Raw genomic sequence first — 22,325 nt, forward strand, 5'->3', positions numbered from 1 at the left:
ACCTAGCATTTGAACCATTCCACGGCCTCCTTGGCAGCGCTCGAACACCGTGGTCCGCCGTTCCAATTTCAACCGCAGAAAACCATGAAGACCGCACAGAACCCTTCGCGCCGTCACCTGATTGCAACCGGCGCTGCCGTCGCCGCCGGAACCCTCGCGTTCGGCATGCAGGACGCAGCCGACGCGGCAACCCGCAACCGTTCGACCCAACCCCGGAGCCCTTCGAGGACAGGCAACACCATCACCACCCCCGACGGCACGCAGATCTACTACAAGGACTGGGGTGACGGCCCCGTCGTCACCTTCTCCCATGGCTGGCCGCTCAACGCGGACGCATGGGACGGACAGATGCACTTCCTCGCGCGCAACGGCTTTCGCGTCATCGCGCACGACCGGCGCGGGCATGGCCGCTCGAGCCAGTCTTCGTCGGGCAACGACATGAACGGCTATGCCGATGACCTCGCAGTTCTCTTCGAGGCGCTCGATCTGAAGAAGGCCACGATGGTCGGCCACTCCACCGGCGGCGGCGAGGTGGCGCGCTACATCGGCCGCCATGGCAGCAAGCGCGTGGCCAAGGCCGTGCTCATCGGCGCGGTGCCGCCGGTCATGGTGAAGTCAGCGGCGAACCCCGAAGGCCTTCCGATCGAGGTGTTCGACGGCCTTCGCGCCGGCGTAGCCGGCGACCGCTCGCAGTTCTACAAGGACTTTTCCCTCCCGTTCTTCGGCGCCAACCGCCCGGGCGCGAAGGTGTCGCAAGGCATCCTCGACCAGTTCTGGCTCTGGAGCATGCAATGCGGCCAGAAGAACTCCTACGAGTGCATCAAGGCCTTCTCCGAGACCGACTTCACCGAAGACCTGAAGAAGATCGATGTGCCCACCCTGATCATGCACGGCGAGGACGACCAGATCGTGCCCATCCACGATTCGGCGAAGAAGTCCGTGCAGCTCGTCAAGGGCGCCAGGGCGATCTACTACCCCGGCGCGCCGCACGGGCTCACCGCCACGATGCAGGACAAGGTCAATGCGGACCTGCTTGCCTTCCTCAAGAGCTGAACGCGAACATGACTGACCTCGAACCTGCACCATGCTGAATCTATTGTTGCAAACCACGATCGAAGGAGACCCGGACGACTGGAACATCGCGCGCTTCAGTCGCCTGGGTTCGTTTCTCTCGCAGCTGCAGGACGACGACGGTCGGCCCGCTTTCCAGGTGACCGCGCGCAACCGCACGCCACGCGCGGCCCCAGACCCCGTGCTGTCGACGCTGGATGAATCGGACTTCGACCAGCTCTGGCTCTTTGCCGTCGATACCGGCGACGGCCTGACACCGGAAGATTGCGCGAGCATCAGCCGATTCCGCCGTCGCGGCGGCGGCCTCATGGTCACGCGCGACCACATGGACCTGGGCAGTTCGATCTGCAACCTGAGCGGCGTGGGCGCCGCGCACCACTTCCATACCCGCAACTGCGAGCCCGATACGAATCGCCAATGCGCCGACAACCCGTTCTCGGCCCCCATCTCATGGCCCAACTACCACTCGGGCGCGAATGGCGACTACCAGCGCATCCGTTCGGTCGGCAGCATTCACCCGGTGATGCGCGACAGGCGCTCGGCCACGGGCGTGATCCAGTACCTGCCCGCGCATCCGCATGAAGGCACGGTCAGCGTCCCTCCAGGCGATTCGAGTTGCCGCGTCGTCATGGAAGGCCAGAGCTCGATGTCCGGCAGGCGCTACAACATCGCGGTCGCGTTCGAGCACTCCGAGCACGGTGGCCGGGCCATCGCGCAATCGACCTTTCATCATTTCGCAGACTACAACTGGGACCCATCGGCCGGCTGTCCTTCCTTCGTGACCGAACCGGCCGGCGATGGCATCGTCCGCTTCTCCGAAGCGCTTCGCTCGACGAAGCAGTACGTGCGCAACGTGGCCTTCTGGCTCAGCGCCTGAACGGAGGTTCGAGACACGTCCGACGGCAGCTTCCTGCGCTGCATCTGCGCGGGGGCCGAGGCGCGCGAGGCCGTTGGCGGCATCGCCTTCTGCGGTGAAAATCGGCGGCCGGGCCTTCGGGCCCCGCCCGATCTTCCGGCCGCGGGCCTCACTTGATGGAGTCAACCATGCTGCGTCTCTACGACAGTCGTCTATCGGGCAACTCCTGGAAGATCCGCATCCTGCTGAGCCAGCTGGGCCTGGACTACGACCGGGTCACGCTCGATCTGCAGAAAGGCGAGGCGCGCGAACTCGCGTTTGGCCAAATCAGCCGGTTCGCACGCGTGCCGGTCCTCGTGCTGGAAGACGGCCGCCCGATCGTCGAATCGGGCGCGATCCTGCTGCATCTTGCCCAAGGCACCCCCTACCTTCCCGACGATCCCTACCTGCGAACGGAGGTCACGAGCTGGCTCTTCTTCGAGCAGGCCGACCTCCAGAAAGCCATTGCCGTCCCGCGCGTGCTTCACCTGCACGGCCATGCGCAGGATCGGCGGCAGGACATCGAGCGGCTCCACGTCGACGGGTACGCAGGCCTCGAAAAACTCGAGCAGTGGCTGCGCGGCCGCACATGGCTGGTGGGCGAGCACTACACCGTCGCCGACCTCGCACTGTCCGCCTACGTGTCACTGGCCGGGCAGGGCGGCTACGACATGGCGCGCTTTGCCGGCATCCGCGACTGGCTGGTGCGCGTGCACGGCCAGCGCGGCTGGGTGCCGCTGATTCCCGAAGCCGGCCAGGCAGCCGGACGCTGAACCGCGCCTTCGATCGTTCGACATTCCGGGACCGTGCGTACAAGGTCCGACGCCTTCTCAATCACCCACCGCTTCCCTACGATTTGCCTGCGTTCATCCTGAGCCGGATCGAACGAAAAGCTGCTCATTGATTGTTGGTTGGTGTGCCTGCCGCGCAGGCGGATGAGGAATGTGATGACGAGTCGTGCCTCCCTGATCGAAATGACCGCCGCCGCGCGCGCCGCCGTTGCGGACCCCGCCCGCATCACCCTGGTGGGCAGCTCCCCGGAGCCGCGCTTCGAGCTGTTCCATGCGGCGAGCTCGCTGTGCTCGCAGAAAGTGCGCACGGTGCTGCACGAGAAGGCGCTGGCCTACCGCTCCAACGACATGCGGATCCTTGGCGCCATGGGCAGCGAAGGGCTGGTTCCGGCCGAACACTACGACCCCGCCTACATCCGCCTGCGCCTGGTCGCCGGGCGCACCCTGAAGCGCGACTACGTGAGCGGCTACAGCGGACGGACTTCGGTCGAGTCGGAAGGCTTCGACCCCTGCGTCGTGCCGCTGCTCGTCGACCGCGAGGCCGGCCGCGTGATCGCCGATTCGCAGCGCATCTGCGTCTACCTGGACGAGGTCTCGCGCGAGCCGGCGCAGCTCTTGCCAGACGCGCCCGACGCGCGCGCCGAGGTGATGCGCCAGGTCGGCATCGTCGACAGGATTCCGAACGGCGCCCTCCTCTACGGCTTCCATCCGGATGCGGACCTGCGGCCCGACGCGCTCAAGGAGGCGATGCGCACGGTCTATGACTACAAGCTCATGGCGCTGCAGCGCCTGATCGACGACAACGCGGACGATCCCGAACTGGTGGCCGCCTACCGGGCCAAGATCGCGAAGGAAAGCGGCGGCAAGAAGGTGTGCCAGGACCCCGAGTTCCAGCGCGCCGCGCGCCTTCAGACAGCGCAGCTGCTGGCCGACCTGGAGCGCGACCTGGCCGCGGGCACGTTCGGCTTCTCGAACGGGCGCGCCTTCTCGCTCGCGGACGTGCTGTGGGGCGTGAACCTCGTGCGCCTGAACTACCTCGGCCTGGCGTCGATGTGGGATGCGCTGCCCCATGTCACGCACTATTTCGAGCTCCTGGCCAAGCGGCCTTCGCTGTGCAGGGAAGCGATTCGGGCCTCGCTCGATTCGATGCCGCCCTCCCGCTGGATGGAGGCCGTGGCGAACTGCCAGGCCGAAGCCCTGGCCTGATTTTTCCCGCGCGTCGCGAAGCAGCACGCCGCCCCTTTCCGCCAGCGATCCTGTCGCCCGTCGCTTCGTGACGGCGGGCGCGTTCGCCCCATGACACCCATCCGACACGGAGGCAAGCATTGAACGCCGTTCGCCAACCCATCCGCGTGGTCCCGCGCGCGCCCGGCCTTCGCCGCGCGCTCGAGGCGCTGGCCACGGGGCGCATCTCGGTCGGCGGCCTGGTCGAGCAGGCGCTCGATGCCGCCGAGGCCGGCCAGCGCGAGTTGCACGCCTTCCCCACCATCGACTGGGACGGCGCGCTGCGGGCCGTGGTGGAAAGCGAGCGGCGCTATGCCCAGGGCCGCCAGCGCCCGCTGGAGGGGCTGGCCATCGGCGTCAAGGACCTGATCGACACCCGGGACATCGAGACCCGCTACGGGTCGGCCGCCTACCTGGGACATGTGCCGGCCGCCAACGCCGACGTGGTGCAGGCGCTGGTCGATCGCGGCGCCATTACCATCGGCAAGACGGCCACGCACGAGTTCGCATGGGGCGTGACGACGGCCAGCGAGGTTTTCGGCGACACGTTGAACCCGCTGGACCGCACACGCATTCCCGGCGGCTCCAGCGGCGGCGGCGCCGCGGCCATCGCCTACGGGGCCGTGGCCGCAGGCCTGGGCACGGACACCGGCGGATCGGTGCGAATCCCGGCCGCGCTGTGCGGGGTCGTCGGGTTCAAGCCCACCTTCGGCGCACTGTCCACGCGCGGCATCTTTCCGCTGGCGCCGACGCTGGACCATCCGGGCCTGCTGGGTGAGACGGTGGACGACGTCGCGATCCTCGCGGCTGCCCTCGGCATCGAGGCGCCGCGGGACTTCGAACACCCGCACGCACGCATGGGCGTCGTGCGCGAGGTCGCGCCCGTGCCGCCGAGCGCCGAGGTCGCCACGGCGTTCGATGCCGCTGTTGCACGGCTCGACGAGGTCTTCGCGTGCGGGGCGCTCGACGAGCCGGGGTTGTTCGACGGCGTCTTCGAGGCCTTTGCGCACATCGTGCTCACCGAAGGCGGCGCAGAGCACTTCCGGCGCAACGACGCCGACCGCATCGCGGCCCACTACGGGCGCGAGACCATCGACCGGCTCGAACGCGCCAGGACCGTGACGCTGGGCGACTACGCACGCGCGCTGCAGGTGCGGCGCGACTTCACCGCCAGGCTGCATTGCGCCATGTCGGTGGTCGACTTTCTGGTTCTGCCGACCTGCCCCTGCACCGCACCGCGGGTGGGCCAGCCATCGATCGACATCGGCCATTGGTCGGGCACGGTACGCGAGGCGCTGATGACCTACACGGCGCCTTTCAATGTCGCGGGATTCCCCGCCATCTCGATTCCCCTCGCCGCACGCGACGGCCTGCTGCCCGCCGGGATGCAGATCGTGGCCAAGCCGGGCCGCGACGGCGCCCTGCTGCAGATGGCACAGCGGATCGAACGCCTGCTGCACGCCGGCGCATCGACGCATTACCCCACCACCAGGAGCACACCATGAACGACACCCCCACCCCTCGGACCATCGAACGTCCTGCGTCCGGCCAGACACCCTACAGCGCATGGATACAGACCGACGCGCTGCACTCGCTGCAGCGCACGGTCAGCGACCATCCGGGCGAGCACGCCTGGATCGTGCATGTGCAGGTGTCGGAGCTCTACTGGATGCTCATCATCAAGGAGATCCAGACGGCCCAGGCCTTCCTGCGCGCGGACGACCTGCCGCAGGCCTGGCGCACGCTGAAGCGGGTCGTGGCGCACCACGCGCCGCTGGACGCCATCTGGCGCTCGATCGACTGGATGACGCCGAACGACCTGCTGGCGATCCTCTCGCGCGCGGTCGCCACGCATGGCAAGGACACTGCGCTGCAGGGCTGGACCTACCGGCACATGGTCTATCTGCTGGGCATCAAGCAGGCCGAGCATCTGCAGCACTTCGAGCCGCAGCCGCATCGCCGCGAACAACTCGGGAAGGCACTGGCCGAACCCAGCCTCTACGACGACGTGCTCGCTTTTCTCCGGCGCAGGGGCATGAACGTGCCGGCGCATCTGTTCGCGCGCGACCTCAGCGCGCCCTACACCCCCAGCAAGGAGGTCGAGCAGGTCTGGCGCGAGGTCTATGCCGACCCCGGCGCCAACGTCGAACTCCAGCAGCTCGGCGAGACGCTGGCCGACATTGCCGAAGGATTCTGCAACTGGAAATTCCGCCACCTGATGGCGACGCGGCGCACCTTCGGCGCAAGGCCGGCGTACTTCGGCACCGAAGGCGTCGCGTGGCTCGCGCCCACGATGGACGAGATTCCGTTCCCCGAACTCTGGTCGGCGCGCACCTTCATCGGAGACCCGCCGCCCGTGTGCCCGCACATGGCCCGGCAGGGGAAGTGAACACCCTGATCGTTCGCGATTGTCGGATCGTGCGTGCAAGAAGCGACGTCTTCTCAGGCGCCAGCCGTCTCCCTACGATTTCCCCGGCGTTCACGAGATCCCGTGAGCTCGACAACAAGACTTCAAGACACCGCAATGTCAACCAACCTACTGATGGAGATTCTGGAAATGAATTCGGCACCTTTCATCGATAACCTCATCCGGGATCGACGCAGCAAGCGTGGCTTTCTCGACCGGCCCGTTCCGATCGACACAGTGAAAGACATCCTGTCGGCCGCGAGCCATGCGCCCAGCTCGAGCAACACGCAACCGTGGCGCTGCTATGTCGTGACCGGAGAAGCCCGCGACCGCGTCACCCGGGCTGCCGTGGCGGAGTTCCGTGCCAACCATGCCACGCTGGCCCCGGAATACCCCTTCTTCCCCCAGCCGCTGCACGAACCGTACGGCACCCGCTTCAACACCTTCCGCGGCCAGCTCGGCGATGCGCAGGGCGTTCATCGCAGCGACAAGACCGGACGCCTGCGCGACGTGGAGCGCCAGTTCCTGTTCTTCGATGCACCGGTCGGGATCATCTTCACGATGGATCGCCGTCTCGAATGGGCCAGCTTCCTCTGCTACGGCTGCTTCCTGCAGAACATCATGCTGGCCGCCAGGGGCCGGGGCCTGGACACCTGCCCGCAGCAGATCTGGTCGCTGCAACACCATGTCCTGCGCGCAGAACTGGGCATCCCGCAGGACGAGATGGTGATTGCCGGCATGTCGCTGGGCTGGGCCAACAACGGCATGCCGGAGAACCGCATGACCTTGCAGAAAACGCCGGTCGAACAATTCGCCTCGTTCACTCACTAGCCACCCACCGCACTCACACAAGGGCACACACATGTCGATCATCAAGGGCTTTCATCACCTGACCGCGTGCGTCAGCGGCGCACAGGAAGACGTCGATTTCTACGTGAAGCTGCTGGGCCAGAGCCTGGTCAAGAAAACGGTGCTGCTGGACGGCGAAGAGCCGGTCTACCACCTCTACTACGGCAACGCGCAGGGCGACGCCGGCACGCTGGTCACGTCCTTCCCTTTCAAGCAGAAGGGAGTGAAGGGGCGCCGTGGCTCGGGCCAGATCAAGGTCATCAACTACTCGGTGCCGGCGGGCTCGCTGGATTTCTGGCGTGAGCGCTTCAGCGCCCGTGGCGTGACCTTCGACAAGGCCGTCGTCGAGCGCTTCGGCGAGCAACGCCAACGCTTCCAGCACCCCTGCGGCATCGAGTTCGACCTCGTGGCCTCCGAACACGACACGCGTCCGCCCTGCATCGCGGACGGCATCCCCGCGGAATTCGCGATCCGGGGCGTGCACAGCATCACGCTGTCGCTGCGCGAGGTCGACGAATCCATCATCTTCATGAAGGAGGCGCTGGACTTCCACTACGCCGGCCAATCCGGCCCTCACCACCGCTTCGAAACCGCCGACGGCAAGCCCGGCACCATCGTCGAATTCGTGCACGAGCCCGACCGCCTGCAAGGCTCGTCGATCTACGGCGAGGGCACGATCCACCACGTGGCCTTCGCGGTGGACAACGTCGAGCAGCAGATGCAGATCAAGGAGAAGCTGATGTCGATGGGGCACATCGACACCTCCGAATCGGTCAACCGCAACTACTTCCGCTCGATGTATTTCAAGATGCCTGGCGGCGTGATGTTCGAGGCGGCGACCACCGACATCGGCTTTGCCATCGACGAGGAGCCCGGCCACTTCGGCGCGGAGTTCCAGCTGCCACCATGGCTGCGCGACCGCAAGGACGAACTGCTCGCGCGCCTGGAGCCCATTGCCGTCTGAAGGCGCGCAAGACACCTTTCTGCCTTCTTTTCTCTTTGATTCCCACACAGGTCAACCCATGTCCAAACCCAAGGTCCTCATCGCTTTCTATTCCCGCAACAGCTCCACCGAGCTTCTTGCCAAGGCCGTCGCGCAAGGCGCAATGGCCGAAGGCGCGGAAGTCCGGCTCCGCCGCGCGCGGGAATTCGTCGCGCCCGAGGTCATGCGCCAGGTGCCCGAGTGGTCCGAGCGGGCCAGCGAGATGAACGCCAAGTACGAAGCCCCGACCGAGGCCGACGCCGAATGGGCAGATGCCATCGTCTTCGGTACGCCGACGCGCTTCGGCTCCGTCGCCGCCGAGCTCAAGGCCTACATCGACTCGCTCGGCGGCCTGTGGTTCCAGGGCAAGCTGAACGGCAAGGCCGGCTCGGTGTTCGGCTCGACCTCTTCCAGGCACGGCGGCAACGAGGCGACGCTGCTGTCGCTCTACGGCCCGATGGCGCATCTGGGCCTGATCATCGTTCCGCTCGGCTATGCCGATCCAGCGATGTTCGCGGCAGGTACGCCCTACGGCGCAACCCACGTCTCCAACCGCGACTCGGTGATGCCCGGCGCCGAAGACCTCGCCGTCGCAACCTACCAGGGCCGACGCGTCGCCTCGGTGGCACGGTCGCTGCGCGTGGCGCAGCCGGTGGCCGAAGCCGCCTGAGACAGGGATAGCGAGCGAGGAGTTGCAGCGCTATCCTCGGCGGCAGCGCTGTCGCTGCGTATGCTGCGCGGGCTGCCTGCTCTCTCACCAGGATTGCGATGCTGGATCTGAAGGATGTCTTCTATTTCGTCCAAGTCGTCGACCGCGGAGGCTTCACGGCCGCCGGGTCGGCCCTTCGCCTGCCGAAGTCGACGCTGAGCCACCGCGTCCAGGAGCTCGAGGGGTACCTGGGCGTGCGCCTGCTCAACAGGACGTCACGCCAGTTCGGCATGACCGACATCGGCAAGGAGTTCTACCAGTACGCGGTCGCGATGCTGCACAGCTCCGACGTGGCCGAAGAGGCGGTGCGCCAGCGTCTGGCCGAACCCAGCGGCGTCATCCGCCTGACCACGGCCGTGGAGATTGCGCAGTTCGCGCTGCGCGAGATTCTTCCTGTCTTCCTGAACCGCTACCCGAAGGTGCGCATCGTCGAGATCGCGACCGACCGGTACGTGGACATCGTGGGCGAAGGCTTCGACCTTGCGATACGCGGGCACACGGCGCCGCTGCAGAACTCCACCCTGGTGCAGCGCGCGCTGGCCGATGTGCCCTGGTACCTGTTCGCGAGCCCGGGGTACCTCGCGCAAAACGGCGTGCCCGAGAGCCCCGCGGACATTGCCCGGCACGCGAGCATCGCGATGGTGCGCAACGGGCCGCTGCAATGGCAGCTGAAGGGGCCGAACGACGAAGAACTCGTCATGCCCATCGACCCGCGCTTTCAAAGCAACAACATGGTCGCCTTGAAAGAAGCGGCCTGCGCCAACCTGGGCATCGCGGCGCTGCCGGGGTATATCTGCAGGTCGGAGTTGCGGGACGGGACCCTGCAGCAACTGCTGCCCGACTGGTCGGCGGCGGATGCCCGCATCTCGGCACTGATCCCGTTTCGCACCGGATTGCTTCCCGCAGTGCGTTCGCTGGTCGATTTCCTCGCGGTGGAAATGCCGGTCGTCACGGCCTTCGATCACCCGCGCAGCTTCGAGTGAAGCGCCCGCGCAGCGCGGCTGCGTCGTCCACGAACATGGACGCTGTGTCTGGCGAAGAGCGGCTTGTGAGCGGTGGGTGAAGGACCTATCTTTTCGGCCTTGACTTCCACAAGGCCGATCGAGATGAATCATTTGAATTGCTTGCCGCAAGACGGCATCTTCTGGGGCCAGCACATCCTGCAGGGCGCGGTGGCGCGGCTCGGCGAGCACGGCATCCATCGGCCGATGACGTTCACCGTCCAACCGCTGACGAAGCTCTACCAGGAGTGCGTGCGGCCCAACCTGAAGCAGGCCGTGGGCAGCTTCATGGAATTGCCGGCGCACGTGCCGGACGTGGCAGTGCAGGCCGGCCTCGATGCCTGCCTGCAGGCCGGTGCCGAATCGATCGTGGCGCTGGGCGGCGGCTCGGTGCTCGATGCGGCCAAGGCCGTGTCGCACCTGCACCATGAAAAGACCGGGCGCTACCTGCCCATCGCGGCCCTGCCGACAACGCTGTCGGGCTCCGAGTTCTCTCACTACTTCGGCATCACCGAGACGGACGGTCCGGAGAAATTCAAGCGCAGCTATGCGGTGCGCGAAACGGTGCCCAAGGCGGTCGTGATCGATCCGGTGCTCGTGTCCGACACGCCGCGCGCGCTGCTGCTCGCCTCGGCCGTCAAGGGAATGGACCATGCGGTGGAAGGCATGCGCAAAGTCACGAGGGAGCATCCCCACGCGATCATGGCGGCCAGCGGGCTGGCACGGTTTCTCCGCGTCCTGCAGAAGTGGCCGAAGACCGTGGAAACACGCACGGCGCTCGAGCAGGGGCTGGTGACGACCGACGACCTGCTGCAGTTGCAACTCGCGGCGTGGCAATGCTACTTCTCACCGGCGTCGGTCATCTACGGCCTGAGCCACCGCATCGGCCACATCCTGGGCGGCACCTTCGGCCTGCCGCACAGCGCGACCTCGTGCATCACGCTGGCACCGGTGATTCGCGCCTGTGCGGATTTCTACGGCGACAAGCTCGGCATCTTCACCGCGGACAACGGCGGCGCTTCACGCGACGAGGATGCCGCAACGCACCTGGCTGACCGGATCTCGCAAGTGGTGAGGTCGCTCGGCCTGCCCGAGCGCATCGGCGCTTTCGACCTCGACCGGGCCAAGCTCCCCGAGGTCGCACGCCTGCTGAAGAAGAACTACCCCAACGAGGTGGCCGACCTCGGCAACAACGCGAGCGTCAAGCTCGACGCGCTGCTCGAGAGCCTCTGGTGAGCGCCTGGTGATCGCCCGGCCCCCGGCGCATTGGTGCGTTGCGGACAACGCCGTGGTCCCTGCCGCATGCCTACCGCCGATGGCCGGCCGTTCCTAGGATCGTTGGGGTCCATCCCACCCTTCCAGGAGCTCTCCATGCGTCTCTGTGCCACCGCCACCGTCCTCGCCTGCTGCCTCGGTGCTTCCGTCAGCGCCGCCGCGGCGGATGTGAAATCCATCTCCCGGCTCGCCGCGGGTCCCGGCAACATCCTTTTCATCGCCGACTGGAAAGCCGCCCGCGTCCATGCGATCTCGCTGCCGGCGGCGCAGCAGCAGCCGGCAGGCACCGCCTTCAACATCCTCGACCTCGAGACGCTGCTCTCCGCCCAGGTCGGCGGCGCCAAGGTCACTGTCGAGGACATGGTGGTGCGGCCCGGCACCGCACAGGTGTACGTGGCGGTGAGCTACGGCGCCGCGAAGGCGCCGGCGCTCATCCTCGTCACCAGCGACAAGAAGGCGCGCCGTGTCGACCTGAAAGCGGCGGCCTCCACCTCGGTTGCGCTGCGCGACGCCCCCACCTCGGACTACAGCTTCTGGAAGGAAACGCCGGAGCGCAGCTTCACCGTCACCGACATGAAGTGGCGCGAAGGCGAGCTGTTCGTGGCGGGTCTTTCCAACCAGGACTTCGCCTCGACGCTGCGCCGGGTCAAGTACCCGTTCGACACGAAACAGTCGGTCACCTCGGTGGAGATCTACCACGCGGGCCACAACCTGATCGAGACGCGCGCGCCGATCCGCGCGATGAGCTTCGCGAGCTGGGGCGGCAAGCCCTACCTGGTGGCCGCCTACACCTGCACCCCGCTCGTGACGATCCCGCTGGACGACCTGAAGGACGGCGCGCACATCCGCGGCAAGACGGTCGCCGAACTCGGCTACGGCAACACACCGGCCGACATGATCTCCTACTCGCGCACCGAACAGGGCAAGACCGAAGACTTCCTGCTGCTGGCCAATTTCGACCGCGTGTCGAACGTCATTCCCGTGTCGCAGCTGGAGGCCACGGGCTCCCGGCCCGGCATCGAGAAGCAGGTGCCCTTCGGGCAGCTCGCGGGCGTCGAGGTGATACAGGCGCCGCTGGCCGGCACGCTGCGGCTGGACAACCTGGACGAGAAGTCGTTCGTGGTCGTGCGCCGCCGGCTCGAGAAGGACGCGCTGCAGCTCGTTTCCATCGGCAAGGAGCTCAGCTTCCGGCTGACCGACCACGTCTCGGAGTACGCCTTCGCGGAGTACAGCTTCAAGGGCAACGACTTCCAGCTGCAGAACATCAAGCCCCGGCAAGACATGCTGCTGAAGGACGAAGGCTTTGCGGATCTGATCAAGGCGTCGGAGTAAGCCGTGCGTCTTCGCCGACTGTGCGGCGCCGCAGTGCTTGCCGCGGCGCTGGGCGCTTCGCATGCCGCACCGCCCGCACGGGTGGTGCGCGTCCAGCCATCTGCCGAGCAGGTGCCCGCCAACCTGCTGCGCCTGTCCATCGAGTTCGGGACACGGATCGAAGGCCCGGTGCTGCCGAGGCTCGCTCTGCTGCGCCCCGACGGAAAGCCGCTCGCGCAACCGTTTCTCGAGCAGGAACTCTGGTCGCCCAGCGGCCGGATCCTGACCGTGCTGATGCATCCGGGCCGCGTCAAGACCGGCCTGAATGCGCGCGAGGCCCTGGGGCCGATCCTGGTCGACGGCGACGATGTGACCTTGACGCTTGACGACCGTCCCATCCAGCACTGGCGCGTCGGGCCCGCGGACACGAGCGGCCCGGCGGTCTCGGCATGGCGCCTGTCGTCGGTGCGCGCGGCATCGAGACAAGCGCTCGTCGTAACGCTGGACGGCCCCATCGATGGCCGGGAGGCCGACTACCTCGCGATCGCAGACCCGCACGGCCGGCGCGTGAGCGGCCAAGCCCTGCTGAAAAACGGCGAGAGCACCTGGGCGTTCACGCCGCATGCGCCATGGCGCGCAGGCGAATACCGGCTCATCGCGCGTGGCACCCTCGAAGACCCGGCCGGCAATCGCCTCGGCGGACGCTTCGAAACGCCCGCCGATACGCCAGCGGCTGCACCCGCCGATGCCGCGCTGGCATTCACCGTGGGCTCGACACCTCTGAGCCGGCGGCGGTAGGTGCCATGGCGTGACTGCAGTGTTGCCCTGCGCGCATCAATGCTCAGAGCACCGACACCACGATTGATGCGCTCGCGACAACACGGTGCACCCCGACACATGCCTACCGCCGCTGCGCACGCCTGCCTAGCATTGAATCGTTCGCAAGCCTCTCCTTCACAACGCGAAGCCGACGTCCCGCCGAAAGCGATGGACTCCCTTCAACCCAACGGATATCTCATGAAGCTCTATCACATGCCCGGCGCATGCTCCCTCGCCGACCTGATCGTTCTCCAGTGGATCGGCGCAGACCACGAACCGGTGCGCATGAGCCTGGAAAGCATCAAGTCGCCGGACTACCTTGCCATCAACGCGGGCGGCACGGTGCCGCTGCTGGCGCATGGCGACCTCTCGCTTACCGAGAACGTCGCCATCCTCGGCTACCTGGCCGACCTGTACCCCGAAGCGCGCCTGCTGGGCGACGGCTCGCCGCGCGCCCGCGCCGAAGTCATGCGCTGGCTGGGCTTTCTCAACTCGGATGTGCACAAGGCGTTCAAGCCGATCTTCACGCCGCAGCGTTTCCTGAAAGACGCGGCGATGGCGCCCGTGCTGGCCGACAACGCGCGCGGCCATGTGCGCGAATACCTCGCGCGGCTCGACGGTCAACTCGATGGACGCGATTGGCTGACAGGCGAGCGGTCCATCGCGGACCCGTACCTGTTCGTGCTCTCGCGATGGTCGGCGGCCAAGAAGGTCGACATGCACGGCCTGGACAACCTCGCACGCTTCGTCCGGATGATGGACGGCGACGCCGGTGTGCAAGCCGCGCTGGACGCCGAGCGCGGCATGCCTCAGTCGGCCGGCACGCCATGAGACTCTCGCTGGCATCTTCCCTCGAAGCCCCCGAACCGCGCTGCGCCGCGTCGAGCGCTCTCGCCCGCTGGTACGCCGAGCAGCCCGCCGTTCGTCGCCTGTGGGCCATCCAGGCGACGGACGAACCCGTGCTGCGCGTCATCGTGATGCTGGAACCCTCGCCGGACGGCGACGAGATCAGTCCCGCCTGGATGGCACACGGCAGCCGATGGGCGCGTGACCTGCGCGAGCGGCTGGCCGGCACCGTGCAACTGGAACGCATCGACGGGCCGCTGCCCGACGAGTTCGAGATCGACGGTGAAGGCGCCGTTCTCACGGCGCTGTGCTGGCGCGACTCGACCGCGTTCGACGCCTGAGCAAGCCCGTCGACTTGGCAGGCATCCCGATCCGTACGCATCTGCTTCAGACACAGGAAATCGCCCCGTGCCCACTCGCCCCTTCGAACTTCTCAATGCCCATGGACACCGCCTGTCGGGCAGCCTCGAAATGCCCGAGGGTATCCAGCGGGGTTGGGCGCTTTTCGCACACTGCTTCACCTGCGGCAAGAACAACCTCGCGGCTGTGCGCATCGCTCGCGCGCTGGCCAGCGTGGGTATCGGGGTGCTTCGTTTTGATTTCACCGGACTGGGCGACAGCGAGGGCAGCTTCGCCGACGCGAGCTTCTCGCTGAACGTGCAGGACCTTGTGTCTGCCGCCGACGCCATGGAGGCCGCCGGAATGCCGCCGCACCTGCTCATCGGTCACAGCCTCGGCGGCTCCGCCATGCTCGCCGCCGCAAGCCGCATCGCGAGCGCGCGTGCCGTCGCGACCATCGCCGCGCCATTCGACGTGGCACAGGTGCTGCACCTGCTGGACCCGGCGGGTCTTGCGCGCCTCGAGACCGAGGGGCAGGCGCTGGTCCAGGTGGTCGGACGGCCCATGGCGGTCGGCAAGGTCTTCGTGGACGACTTGCGCGCACACGACCCGGGTGCACGCATCGCGGCCCTTCGCCGGCCACTGCTGCTGCTCCATGCGCCGCAGGACCGGACGGTCGAGATCGAGAACGCCACGCGCATCTTTCTGGCGGCGAGGCATCCCAAGAGTTTTCTCTCGCTCGACGATGCGGACCACCTGCTGTCGAAGCGCGAAGACGCCGAACAGGTCGCACACCTCATCGCGACCTGGGCGGCCCCCTACCTGCCCGAGCCGCCCGCCGGACATCCGGTCGCGGCGGACGCCGAGGCCGAAGAAACGGGGTTGGGAAAATTCCAGCTCGCGCTGCGCTCGGGCGGCTCGCGCTGGCTCGCTGACGAGCCCGCAACGGTGGGAGGACTCGGTTCGGGGCCCACGCCCTACAACCTCCTGTCGTCGGCGCTCGCCGCCTGCACGACCATGACGCTGCGCCACTATGCCGACAGCAAGGGCTGGCCGGTCACGCGCATCCGCACCGCGGTGAGCCACCGGAAAGACAAGGAGGCATCCCCGCCCGATGCCTTCAGCCGACGGGTGTCCATCGACGGCGCCATCACGCAGGCGCAACGCGCGCTGCTGCTGGAGATGGCGCAACGATGCCCCGTTCACCGAACGCTCGAAGGAGGAGCGCGCTTCGAGCCTGTGGAAGGCGAGCCACCGGAATGAGCGCCGCGCCGAGCCGCCCCCTAGCAAGCTCGCACCGCAGTGCGAAGCACGAAGGTACTTCAATGAGCCCGCCAGTCCCCCATGAAGCCGCCGACCTCATTCATCGGCGTGTCGAGCGGAGCGGCCTTTGCCTCGGCTTGGTCGGGCTGGCCAAGTTGCGTGTCGCCCAGGTTCACGGATGCGACGCGCGCATCGACGCTCACTTCCTGTCGCTCATCGATGCGGGCTTTTCGATCGAGAAGTTGGTGCTGGTGGCGGACTGGCGCGAAGCCGGTGCGGCCCTCCGGCCGCAGAAGCAGGCCGTGCTCGCGTGGGCGGAGGCGCTGTCCCCGCGGGGCTCGACATCCACTCCCGACACGCTTTGCCAGGAAGTCCTCACCCTGATAGGGCAAGAGGCGCTGGTGGGTCTCAGCCTTGCCATCGCTTTGGAGAACGCCCTGAGCCAGTCAACCCGGATGCCTGTGCAGGCCACGCGATGACGCAGGTCGCGAGCGCCCGAACGATCCGGCTGCCGCGGGGCATCGGATTGGTGCCTTGCGGACAACACCATGATCCGTCGCACAGGCCTACCGCGCCCCGGCACCCGATCCTACGATTCACCCATCGCATCAACGAAGGCAAGACCATGATCAAGATTGCAAGAAGCCTCGGGCTGACATTTCTGTTCGCCGCAGGCGCCGCAATGGCACAGCACACCGCATCGCACGGCGGGCCCAAGGACGCCAAGGTGACGCCGCTTCTGACCCAGGAGATGAAGGACATCCCCGGCAAGGAAGTGCTGATGATCACGGTGGACTATCCGCCAGGCGCTGCCGATCCCGTGCATCGCCACGATGCCCACAGCTACGTCTACGTGCTCGAAGGCTCGATCGTGATGGGCGTGAAGGGCGGCAAGGAGGTGACGCTGAAAGCCGGCGACACCTTCTACGAAGGCCCCGATGACATTCACACCGTCGGACGCAACGCGAGCAAGACCAAGCCCGCGAAGTTCGTGGTCATGCTCGTGAAGAACAAGGGTGCCGATTTCTTCATCCCGGTCAAATAACCCACGGTTTGCATTCCGCCCGCCGCAACGAAGATGACGGGTGTCAGATCGCCGAGGCGGCTGTAATGAGGCGTGCACTTTCCACCCGTTCGTGCACGGGACAGACTCACGTCGGCGCGGTGTCCCCGCGTAAATCCGACCAGCAACACGGCGACGCGGCGGGCGGAAGGCATTCCTTGTTTCCTGCAACAGGAAGCCGGCACAAGCACACAGGACCCACGCCATGAAACTCTTCTACATGCCCGGCGCCAGCGCGCTGGCCGACCACATCGTGCTCGAATGGTCGGGTCAGCCGTACGAGACGGTCCGCATGGACCGTCACAGCATCAAGACGCCGGAGTACCTGGCGCTCAACCCGACCGGCGTGGTTCCGCTGCTCGCACATGGCGACTTCATACTGACCGAGAACGTGGCCATCCTCGGCTACCTCGCGGACCTGCATCCGCATTTGCAGCTGGCGGGCGACGGCTCGCCACGCTCGCGGGCGGAGGTGATGCGCTGGCTCGGCTTCCTGAACTCCGACGTGCACAAGGCGTTCAGGCCGATCTTCTTTCCCGAGCGCTACCTGCCGGACGACGGCCTGGCGGCACAACTTGCCGCCACGGCGCGCGGCCACGTGCGCGAGTACCTTCGGCGGCTCGATGCGCAACTCGCCGGGCGCGACTGGCTCACGGGCCAGCGCTCCATCGCCGACGCCTACCACTTCGTGATGCTGCGTTGGGCCATCGGCACGAAGGTCGGCCTGAACGGCTTCGAGCACCTGACGGCCTTCGTTCGCCGGATGCATGCCGATGAAGGCGTGCATGCGGCACTCGTGATGGAGGAAGGCCTGGCGCCGCGTACCGAACCTGCGCGCAGCGCCGCCGATCAGTTGATGCGCTTGAACGAACGGATCCGCGACAACCTGGCCACCACGCTCAACGCCGAAGTTGTCGGGATGGTGGAGTACAGCGAAGGCGACGGCGCCGAGCTCGAAGTGCGCCGCGGCCTCGTGGAGATCGAAGTCTCCCGGATGGACACGGTCTTCAGCTGGCAAGACGAGAACTACCGCGGACAGGCGGCCATTCCGTTCCAGAACTTCTCGCGCTATGTCAGCAGTGGCGCGATCCGGCTCGATCTGTAGACGCCGCGCCCATGACCGCTGCGCCCGCCTCATCCGCACCGCCCGCATCGCCCTTCCCCGGGCCGCGCGAGTCGATGGACTACGACGTCGTCATCGTGGGCGGCGGCCCCGCCGGCATGGCGGCCGCCATCCGGATCAAGCAGATCGATGCCGGCCTCTCGGTCGCGGTGCTCGAAAAAGGCAGCGAGCCCGGAGCGCACACGCTCTCGGGCGCGGTGATGGACCCTCGCGCCATCGATGAGCTACTGCCCGACTGGCGCGCGCTGGGTGCCCCCTTGAGCCAGCCCGTCACGCGCGACGAATTCCTGTTCCTCGGCAAGAAACGCGCGATGCGCACGCCGGACTTTCTGGTGCCGCAGTGCTTTCGCAACGAGGGCAACTACGTCGTGCGCCTCGGCCTGCTGGTCAAGTGGCTGGGCGCGCATGCAGAGAGCCTTGGCGTCGAAATCTTCGCGGGCTTCGCCGCAACCGAGATCCTGTACGACCCGCAAGGACGCGTCTCGGGCGTGGCCACCGGCAACGTGGGTGTGGGCCGCAACGGCGAGCCGACGGCTGCCTTCCAGCCCAGTGTCGAGCTTCGCGGCAAGTACACGGTTTTTGCCGAAGGCGCACGCGGGCAGCTCGGGCGGCAATTGATCGCGAGGTTCGGGCTCGACGCGGGGCGTGATGCGGCCAGCTACGCCATCGGCCTCAAGGAACTGTGGGACATCGACCCCTCGCGGGCCGAACCGGGCCTGGTCGTGCACACCGCCGGCTGGCCCATGGACCGCGAGACCTTCGGCGGCGGCTTTCTTTATCACCTCGATGGCCACCAGGTGGCACTGGGCTTTGTCGTCGGCCTCGACTACCGCAACCCCTGGCTGAGCCCGTTCGAGGAGTTTCAGCGCTGGAAGACGCACCCTCCGATTCGCAGGCACCTCGATGGAGGCACGCGCATCGGCTACGGTGCACGCGCCATCAACAACGGTTTACCGCAGAGCCTGCCGCGCACCGTGTTCCCCGGCGGAGTCCTGGTCGGTTGCGACGCGGGCTACCTGAACGCCGCACGCATCAAGGGCAGTCATGCGGCCATCAAGACTGGCATGCTGGCCGCGGAAGCCGCCTGCGCAGCGCTGCATGCGGGGCGCTCGGGAGACGAACTCGTGGACTATCCACACGCCTTCGAAGGCAGCTGGTTGCACGCGGAATTGCATCAGTCCCGCAACTTCAAGCTGTGGTTCAAGAAGGGTTCTCTCGCCGGCACGCTGATGACAGGCGTCGAGCAGTGGCTGATGCCCAGGCTGGGCATCGCGGCGCCGCCATGGACGCTGCACAACACGCGCCCGGACCATGAAAGCCTGCGGCACGCGGACCAATGCGAGCCCATCGCCTATCCGAAGCCGGACGGCGTGCGCAGCTTCGACCGCCTGAGCTCGGTCTACCTGAGCAACACGCACCACGCGGAAGACCAGCCGGTGCATCTGACGCTGCGCGATGCGGCGGTACCGGTCGACGTCAATCTGCGCGTGTACGCCGGCCCCGAAAGCCGCTACTGCCCCGCCGGCGTCTACGAGTTCCTCCAGAACGACAAGGGCGAAGACAGGCTGCAGATCAATGCGCAGAACTGCATCCATTGCAAGACCTGCGACATCAAGGACCCGACCCAGAACATCGTGTGGATCGCGCCCGAAGGCGGCGACGGTCCCACCTATGCATCTATGTAGATCGACCCGTTCGCCGCTGGCGAACGCCAAGGAGCCAATGCCATGAAGATTTTCATCCCCTCGCCTTCACTGCCACCTTCCCACGCACAGGTGCACGCATGACCGCCGGCTGCACGCACCTGAACCAGGTTCGCCCGGTCGCGCCGACCACCAACGGGTGCGAGGAATGCCTGCGGTCCGGCAGCCGCTGGGTTCACCTGCGCATGTGCCTGACCTGCGGCCACGTCGGATGTTGTGACTCGTCGCAGGGAAAGCACGCGACTGGTCACTTCCACGAGACCGGCCACGCGGTCGTGCAATCAGCGGAACCCGGCGAATCCTGGCGATGGTGCTATGTCGATGAGAAGCTCGTCTGAGGCTCGGGTGCGATGCAGCGGCGTGCACTAGACGATCGACTTCCCCCAATTTTTTGAAGCCCTGCCATGAGCCCGCAATTTTCAGCCTTCGACCACAACGACGCCGCCGATGCGGTGTTCGATGCCACGGGCATCGCTGCCCGCGCCAAGCGCGCCGGCGACCTTGCGCCTGACGCGACATTGCCGGACGGGTCCGGCCGTCCGGTTCGCCTGTCGGAGGTGTGGCGCAAGGGACCGCTCGTGCTGGTCTTCTACCGTGGCGGCTGGTGCGGTTACTGCAGCCTCCAGTTGCGAGCCTGGCACCAGCGAGCGGAAGACCTGGCAAGGCTCGGCGCCACACTCCTGGCGATCTCGCCGCAGACGCCTGGCCATTCGATGCGCACGGCAGAGGACAACCAGTTCGCGTTCACCGTACTCAGCGATTCCAACCTCGACGCTGCGAATGGCTTCGAGCTGGCCTTCACGCTTCCTCCCGAACTCGTGAGCTTCTACGGTTCAGTGGGCACCGACATTCCCGTCCTGAATGGAAACGGCCTCTGGGTGTTGCCGGTGCCCGCGACCTATGTGATCGACGAGGAAGGCCGTATCCGTTTCGCTCACATCGAGGAGGACATCAGAAAGCGCGCGGAGCCGGCCGATGTTCTGCGCGTGATCGAAGACCTGGTCCGTGGCCGTTCCCTTGCGGCGGTGAGCAGCAGCTGACGCCCGCAGGCACCCCATGCGACGAAGCCCGCCAGTGACTGGCGGGCTTCGTCGCATGGGGCTCAGCAGTTCGCGGCTCACATGCCGAGTCCCCGGCCGGACTGTTGCGCATCGGGCAACACCATGAGGCCTCGTGCGTGGCTACCGGCCGCGACCTCCCGAACCTACGCTATGTGCTGTCTACGCGATCTTCGCAAACGGATGACTCAGCCGCTTCTGAGTCCAGGCATTCGCCACCCATTCAAGGAATTGGTCATGACCCAACGTGTCAACTATGTCGAGCAATCGCCCGAACTCTTCAAGAAGTTCGTCGAGTTCCTCAACGCCATCAAGGAGGGCGCAATCGAAGAGCCGCTGCGCAACCTCGTGTCGATCCGCACGTCGCAGCTCAACGGCTGCACCTTCTGCCTGGATATGCACGTCAAGCAGGCCAAGCTCCAGGGCGAGCGCGAGCTGCGCCTGTACCACCTGGCCGCATGGCGCGAGTCGACGCTGTTCATTCCGCGCGAGCGCGCGGCACTGGCCTGGACCGAAGTGCTGACCAAGCTGCCCGAGCAAGGCGTGCCCGACGAAATCTACGAGCGCGTGCGCACGCAGCTGTCGGAAAAGGAAATCTCCGACCTCACCTTCCTCGTCATGTCGACCAATGCATGGAGCCGCCTGAACATCGGCTTCAAGAGCGTGCCCGGCGCCTCCGACAAGGTCTTCGGTCTGGACAAGGCGAAGCTCGCCTGACCCCGCTGCCAGGAATCGTCCCCGTCATCCAACCGGCCCCTTGCGGGCTACAAGGAAATCATCATGAAGATCGTTGTCATCGGCGGCTCGGGCCTCATCGGCTCGAAGGTCGTCAGCAAGCTGCGCGACTCCGGCCATGAGGTCGTTGCCGCATCGCCCGCCTCGGGCGTCAACACCATCACCGGCGAAGGCCTGGCCGAGGTCCTTCAGGGCACGCAGGTGGTGCTGGACGTGGCGAACTCGCCCTCGTTCGAGGACAAGGCCGTGCTCGAATTCTTCGAGACCTCGGGGCGCAACCTGCTGGCTGCGGAAGCGGTTGCCGGCGTGAAGCACCACGTCGCGCTGTCGGTGGTCGGCACCGACCGCCTCTCCGAAAGCGGCTACTTCCGCGGCAAGATCGCGCAGGAAAAGCTGATCCGCGAATCGAAGATTCCGTACACCATCGTTCATTCGACGCAGTTCTTCGAGTTCCTCGGCGGCATTGCGCAGTCGGCCACCGACGGTGACACCGTGCACCTCTCGCCGGCCTTCGTACAGCCGATCGCGTCGGATGATGTCGCGGCCGCCGTGGCGGACTACACACTGGGCAGCCCGGTGAATGGCGTGGTCGAAATTGCTGGCCCCGAGCGCGTTCGCTTGTCCGATCTCGTGCAGCGTTTTCTTGCCAAGACCAACGATCCGCGCAAGGTCGTCCAGGACGTGCACGCACGCTACTTCGGCGCGGAGCTGAAGGACGACACACTGGTGCCGGGCGCCAACCCACGCATCGGCGCCCTCGGCTTCGAGGCCTGGTTCGCACTGCCCAAGCCGGCACGCTGACAGGAAGCCCCTCCCGGCCGCTTCCCGATGCGGCCGGGGGCTCCTGCCCCAAGGCCTCTC

24 protein-coding genes are annotated in these 22,325 nt (G+C 66.5%); all 24 read left to right on the forward strand.

Going from position 1 to position 22,325, the window contains the following annotated elements:
* The first annotated feature begins 84 nt into the window (after positions 1-84).
* The 24 genes from ACEOAB_RS23410 (at position 85) to ACEOAB_RS23525 (ending at position 22,265) form a co-directional block, all read left to right on the forward strand.
* The gene (locus ACEOAB_RS23410; protein ID WP_413747790.1) at positions 85-1,053 is read left to right on the forward strand and encodes an alpha/beta fold hydrolase; all 969 of its coding nucleotides are present in this window, start codon (positions 85-87) and stop codon (positions 1,051-1,053) included.
* 31 nt (positions 1,054-1,084) lie between these two features.
* Positions 1,085-1,948: a hypothetical protein gene (locus tag ACEOAB_RS23415; RefSeq protein ID WP_413747791.1), complete on the forward strand. Its 864-nt coding sequence runs from the start codon at positions 1,085-1,087 to the stop codon at positions 1,946-1,948.
* A gap of 167 nt (positions 1,949-2,115) precedes the next feature.
* Complete coding sequence (locus tag ACEOAB_RS23420) at positions 2,116-2,739, forward strand: glutathione S-transferase family protein (RefSeq protein ID WP_413747792.1); 624 nt, start codon at positions 2,116-2,118, stop codon at positions 2,737-2,739.
* A gap of 174 nt (positions 2,740-2,913) precedes the next feature.
* The gene (locus tag ACEOAB_RS23425) at positions 2,914-3,963 is read left to right on the forward strand and encodes a glutathione S-transferase family protein (RefSeq protein WP_413747793.1); all 1,050 of its coding nucleotides are present in this window, start codon (positions 2,914-2,916) and stop codon (positions 3,961-3,963) included.
* A 119-nt stretch (positions 3,964-4,082) separates the two neighbouring features.
* Positions 4,083-5,486 (forward strand): amidase, encoded by a 1,404-nt coding sequence (locus ACEOAB_RS23430; RefSeq protein ID WP_495653144.1) that lies wholly within the window; start codon positions 4,083-4,085, stop codon positions 5,484-5,486.
* The gene (locus tag ACEOAB_RS23435) at positions 5,483-6,370 is read left to right on the forward strand and encodes a tryptophan 2,3-dioxygenase (RefSeq protein WP_413747795.1); all 888 of its coding nucleotides are present in this window, start codon (positions 5,483-5,485) and stop codon (positions 6,368-6,370) included. Before ACEOAB_RS23430 ends, ACEOAB_RS23435 begins: the two co-directional genes overlap by 4 nt.
* Before the next feature lie 168 nt (positions 6,371-6,538).
* Positions 6,539-7,219, forward strand: a complete 681-nt coding sequence (locus ACEOAB_RS23440; protein WP_413747823.1) for a nitroreductase — start codon at positions 6,539-6,541, stop codon at positions 7,217-7,219.
* Positions 7,220-7,250: 31 nt separating this feature from the next.
* Positions 7,251-8,201 carry a ring-cleaving dioxygenase gene (locus ACEOAB_RS23445; RefSeq protein WP_413747796.1) on the forward strand — a complete coding sequence of 317 codons (951 nt, stop codon included), beginning with the start codon at positions 7,251-7,253 and terminating at the stop codon, positions 8,199-8,201.
* 58 nt (positions 8,202-8,259) lie between these two features.
* Complete coding sequence (gene wrbA / locus ACEOAB_RS23450) at positions 8,260-8,889, forward strand: NAD(P)H:quinone oxidoreductase (protein WP_413747797.1); 630 nt, start codon at positions 8,260-8,262, stop codon at positions 8,887-8,889.
* Positions 8,890-8,987: 98 nt separating this feature from the next.
* Complete coding sequence (locus ACEOAB_RS23455) at positions 8,988-9,911, forward strand: LysR substrate-binding domain-containing protein (RefSeq protein ID WP_413747798.1); 924 nt, start codon at positions 8,988-8,990, stop codon at positions 9,909-9,911.
* A gap of 123 nt (positions 9,912-10,034) precedes the next feature.
* On the forward strand, positions 10,035-11,165 hold the full coding sequence (locus tag ACEOAB_RS23460; protein WP_413747799.1) for an iron-containing alcohol dehydrogenase: 1,131 nt from the start codon (positions 10,035-10,037) through the stop codon (positions 11,163-11,165).
* A gap of 135 nt (positions 11,166-11,300) precedes the next feature.
* A complete protein-coding gene (locus tag ACEOAB_RS23465; protein ID WP_413747800.1) occupies positions 11,301-12,536 on the forward strand; it encodes a hypothetical protein in 1,236 nt (411 codons plus the stop codon).
* Positions 12,537-12,539: 3 nt separating this feature from the next.
* Complete coding sequence (locus ACEOAB_RS23470) at positions 12,540-13,313, forward strand: hypothetical protein (protein WP_413747801.1); 774 nt, start codon at positions 12,540-12,542, stop codon at positions 13,311-13,313.
* A 219-nt stretch (positions 13,314-13,532) separates the two neighbouring features.
* Entirely contained in the window at positions 13,533-14,165 is a 633-nt protein-coding gene (locus tag ACEOAB_RS23475; protein WP_413747802.1) for a glutathione S-transferase N-terminal domain-containing protein, read from the forward strand.
* Positions 14,162-14,521: a hypothetical protein gene (locus ACEOAB_RS23480; RefSeq protein WP_413747803.1), complete on the forward strand. Its 360-nt coding sequence runs from the start codon at positions 14,162-14,164 to the stop codon at positions 14,519-14,521. Before ACEOAB_RS23475 ends, ACEOAB_RS23480 begins: the two co-directional genes overlap by 4 nt.
* Before the next feature lie 67 nt (positions 14,522-14,588).
* Positions 14,589-15,782, forward strand: coding sequence for a bifunctional alpha/beta hydrolase/OsmC family protein (locus ACEOAB_RS23485; RefSeq protein WP_413747804.1), 1,194 nt, complete (start codon positions 14,589-14,591; stop codon positions 15,780-15,782).
* 62 nt (positions 15,783-15,844) lie between these two features.
* Positions 15,845-16,261: a carboxymuconolactone decarboxylase family protein gene (locus ACEOAB_RS23490; RefSeq protein WP_413747805.1), complete on the forward strand. Its 417-nt coding sequence runs from the start codon at positions 15,845-15,847 to the stop codon at positions 16,259-16,261.
* A 146-nt stretch (positions 16,262-16,407) separates the two neighbouring features.
* Positions 16,408-16,827 (forward strand): cupin domain-containing protein, encoded by a 420-nt coding sequence (locus tag ACEOAB_RS23495; RefSeq protein ID WP_413747806.1) that lies wholly within the window; start codon positions 16,408-16,410, stop codon positions 16,825-16,827.
* A 223-nt stretch (positions 16,828-17,050) separates the two neighbouring features.
* Positions 17,051-17,950, forward strand: coding sequence for a glutathione S-transferase N-terminal domain-containing protein (locus ACEOAB_RS23500; RefSeq protein WP_413747807.1), 900 nt, complete (start codon positions 17,051-17,053; stop codon positions 17,948-17,950).
* Positions 17,951-17,961: 11 nt separating this feature from the next.
* Positions 17,962-19,653 (forward strand): electron transfer flavoprotein-ubiquinone oxidoreductase, encoded by a 1,692-nt coding sequence (locus tag ACEOAB_RS23505; protein ID WP_413747808.1) that lies wholly within the window; start codon positions 17,962-17,964, stop codon positions 19,651-19,653.
* Positions 19,654-19,751: 98 nt separating this feature from the next.
* On the forward strand, positions 19,752-20,009 hold the full coding sequence (locus ACEOAB_RS23510; protein WP_413747809.1) for a ubiquitin carboxyl-terminal hydrolase 14: 258 nt from the start codon (positions 19,752-19,754) through the stop codon (positions 20,007-20,009).
* 66 nt (positions 20,010-20,075) lie between these two features.
* Entirely contained in the window at positions 20,076-20,711 is a 636-nt protein-coding gene (locus tag ACEOAB_RS23515; RefSeq protein WP_413747810.1) for a peroxiredoxin-like family protein, read from the forward strand.
* Positions 20,712-20,966: 255 nt separating this feature from the next.
* Positions 20,967-21,446, forward strand: a complete 480-nt coding sequence (locus ACEOAB_RS23520) for a carboxymuconolactone decarboxylase family protein (protein WP_413747811.1) — start codon at positions 20,967-20,969, stop codon at positions 21,444-21,446.
* Positions 21,447-21,509: 63 nt separating this feature from the next.
* A complete protein-coding gene (locus ACEOAB_RS23525) occupies positions 21,510-22,265 on the forward strand; it encodes an SDR family oxidoreductase (RefSeq protein ID WP_413747812.1) in 756 nt (251 codons plus the stop codon).
* Positions 22,266-22,325: the final 60 nt, after the last annotated feature.

Source organism: Variovorax sp. Varisp53, assembly GCF_059491555.1.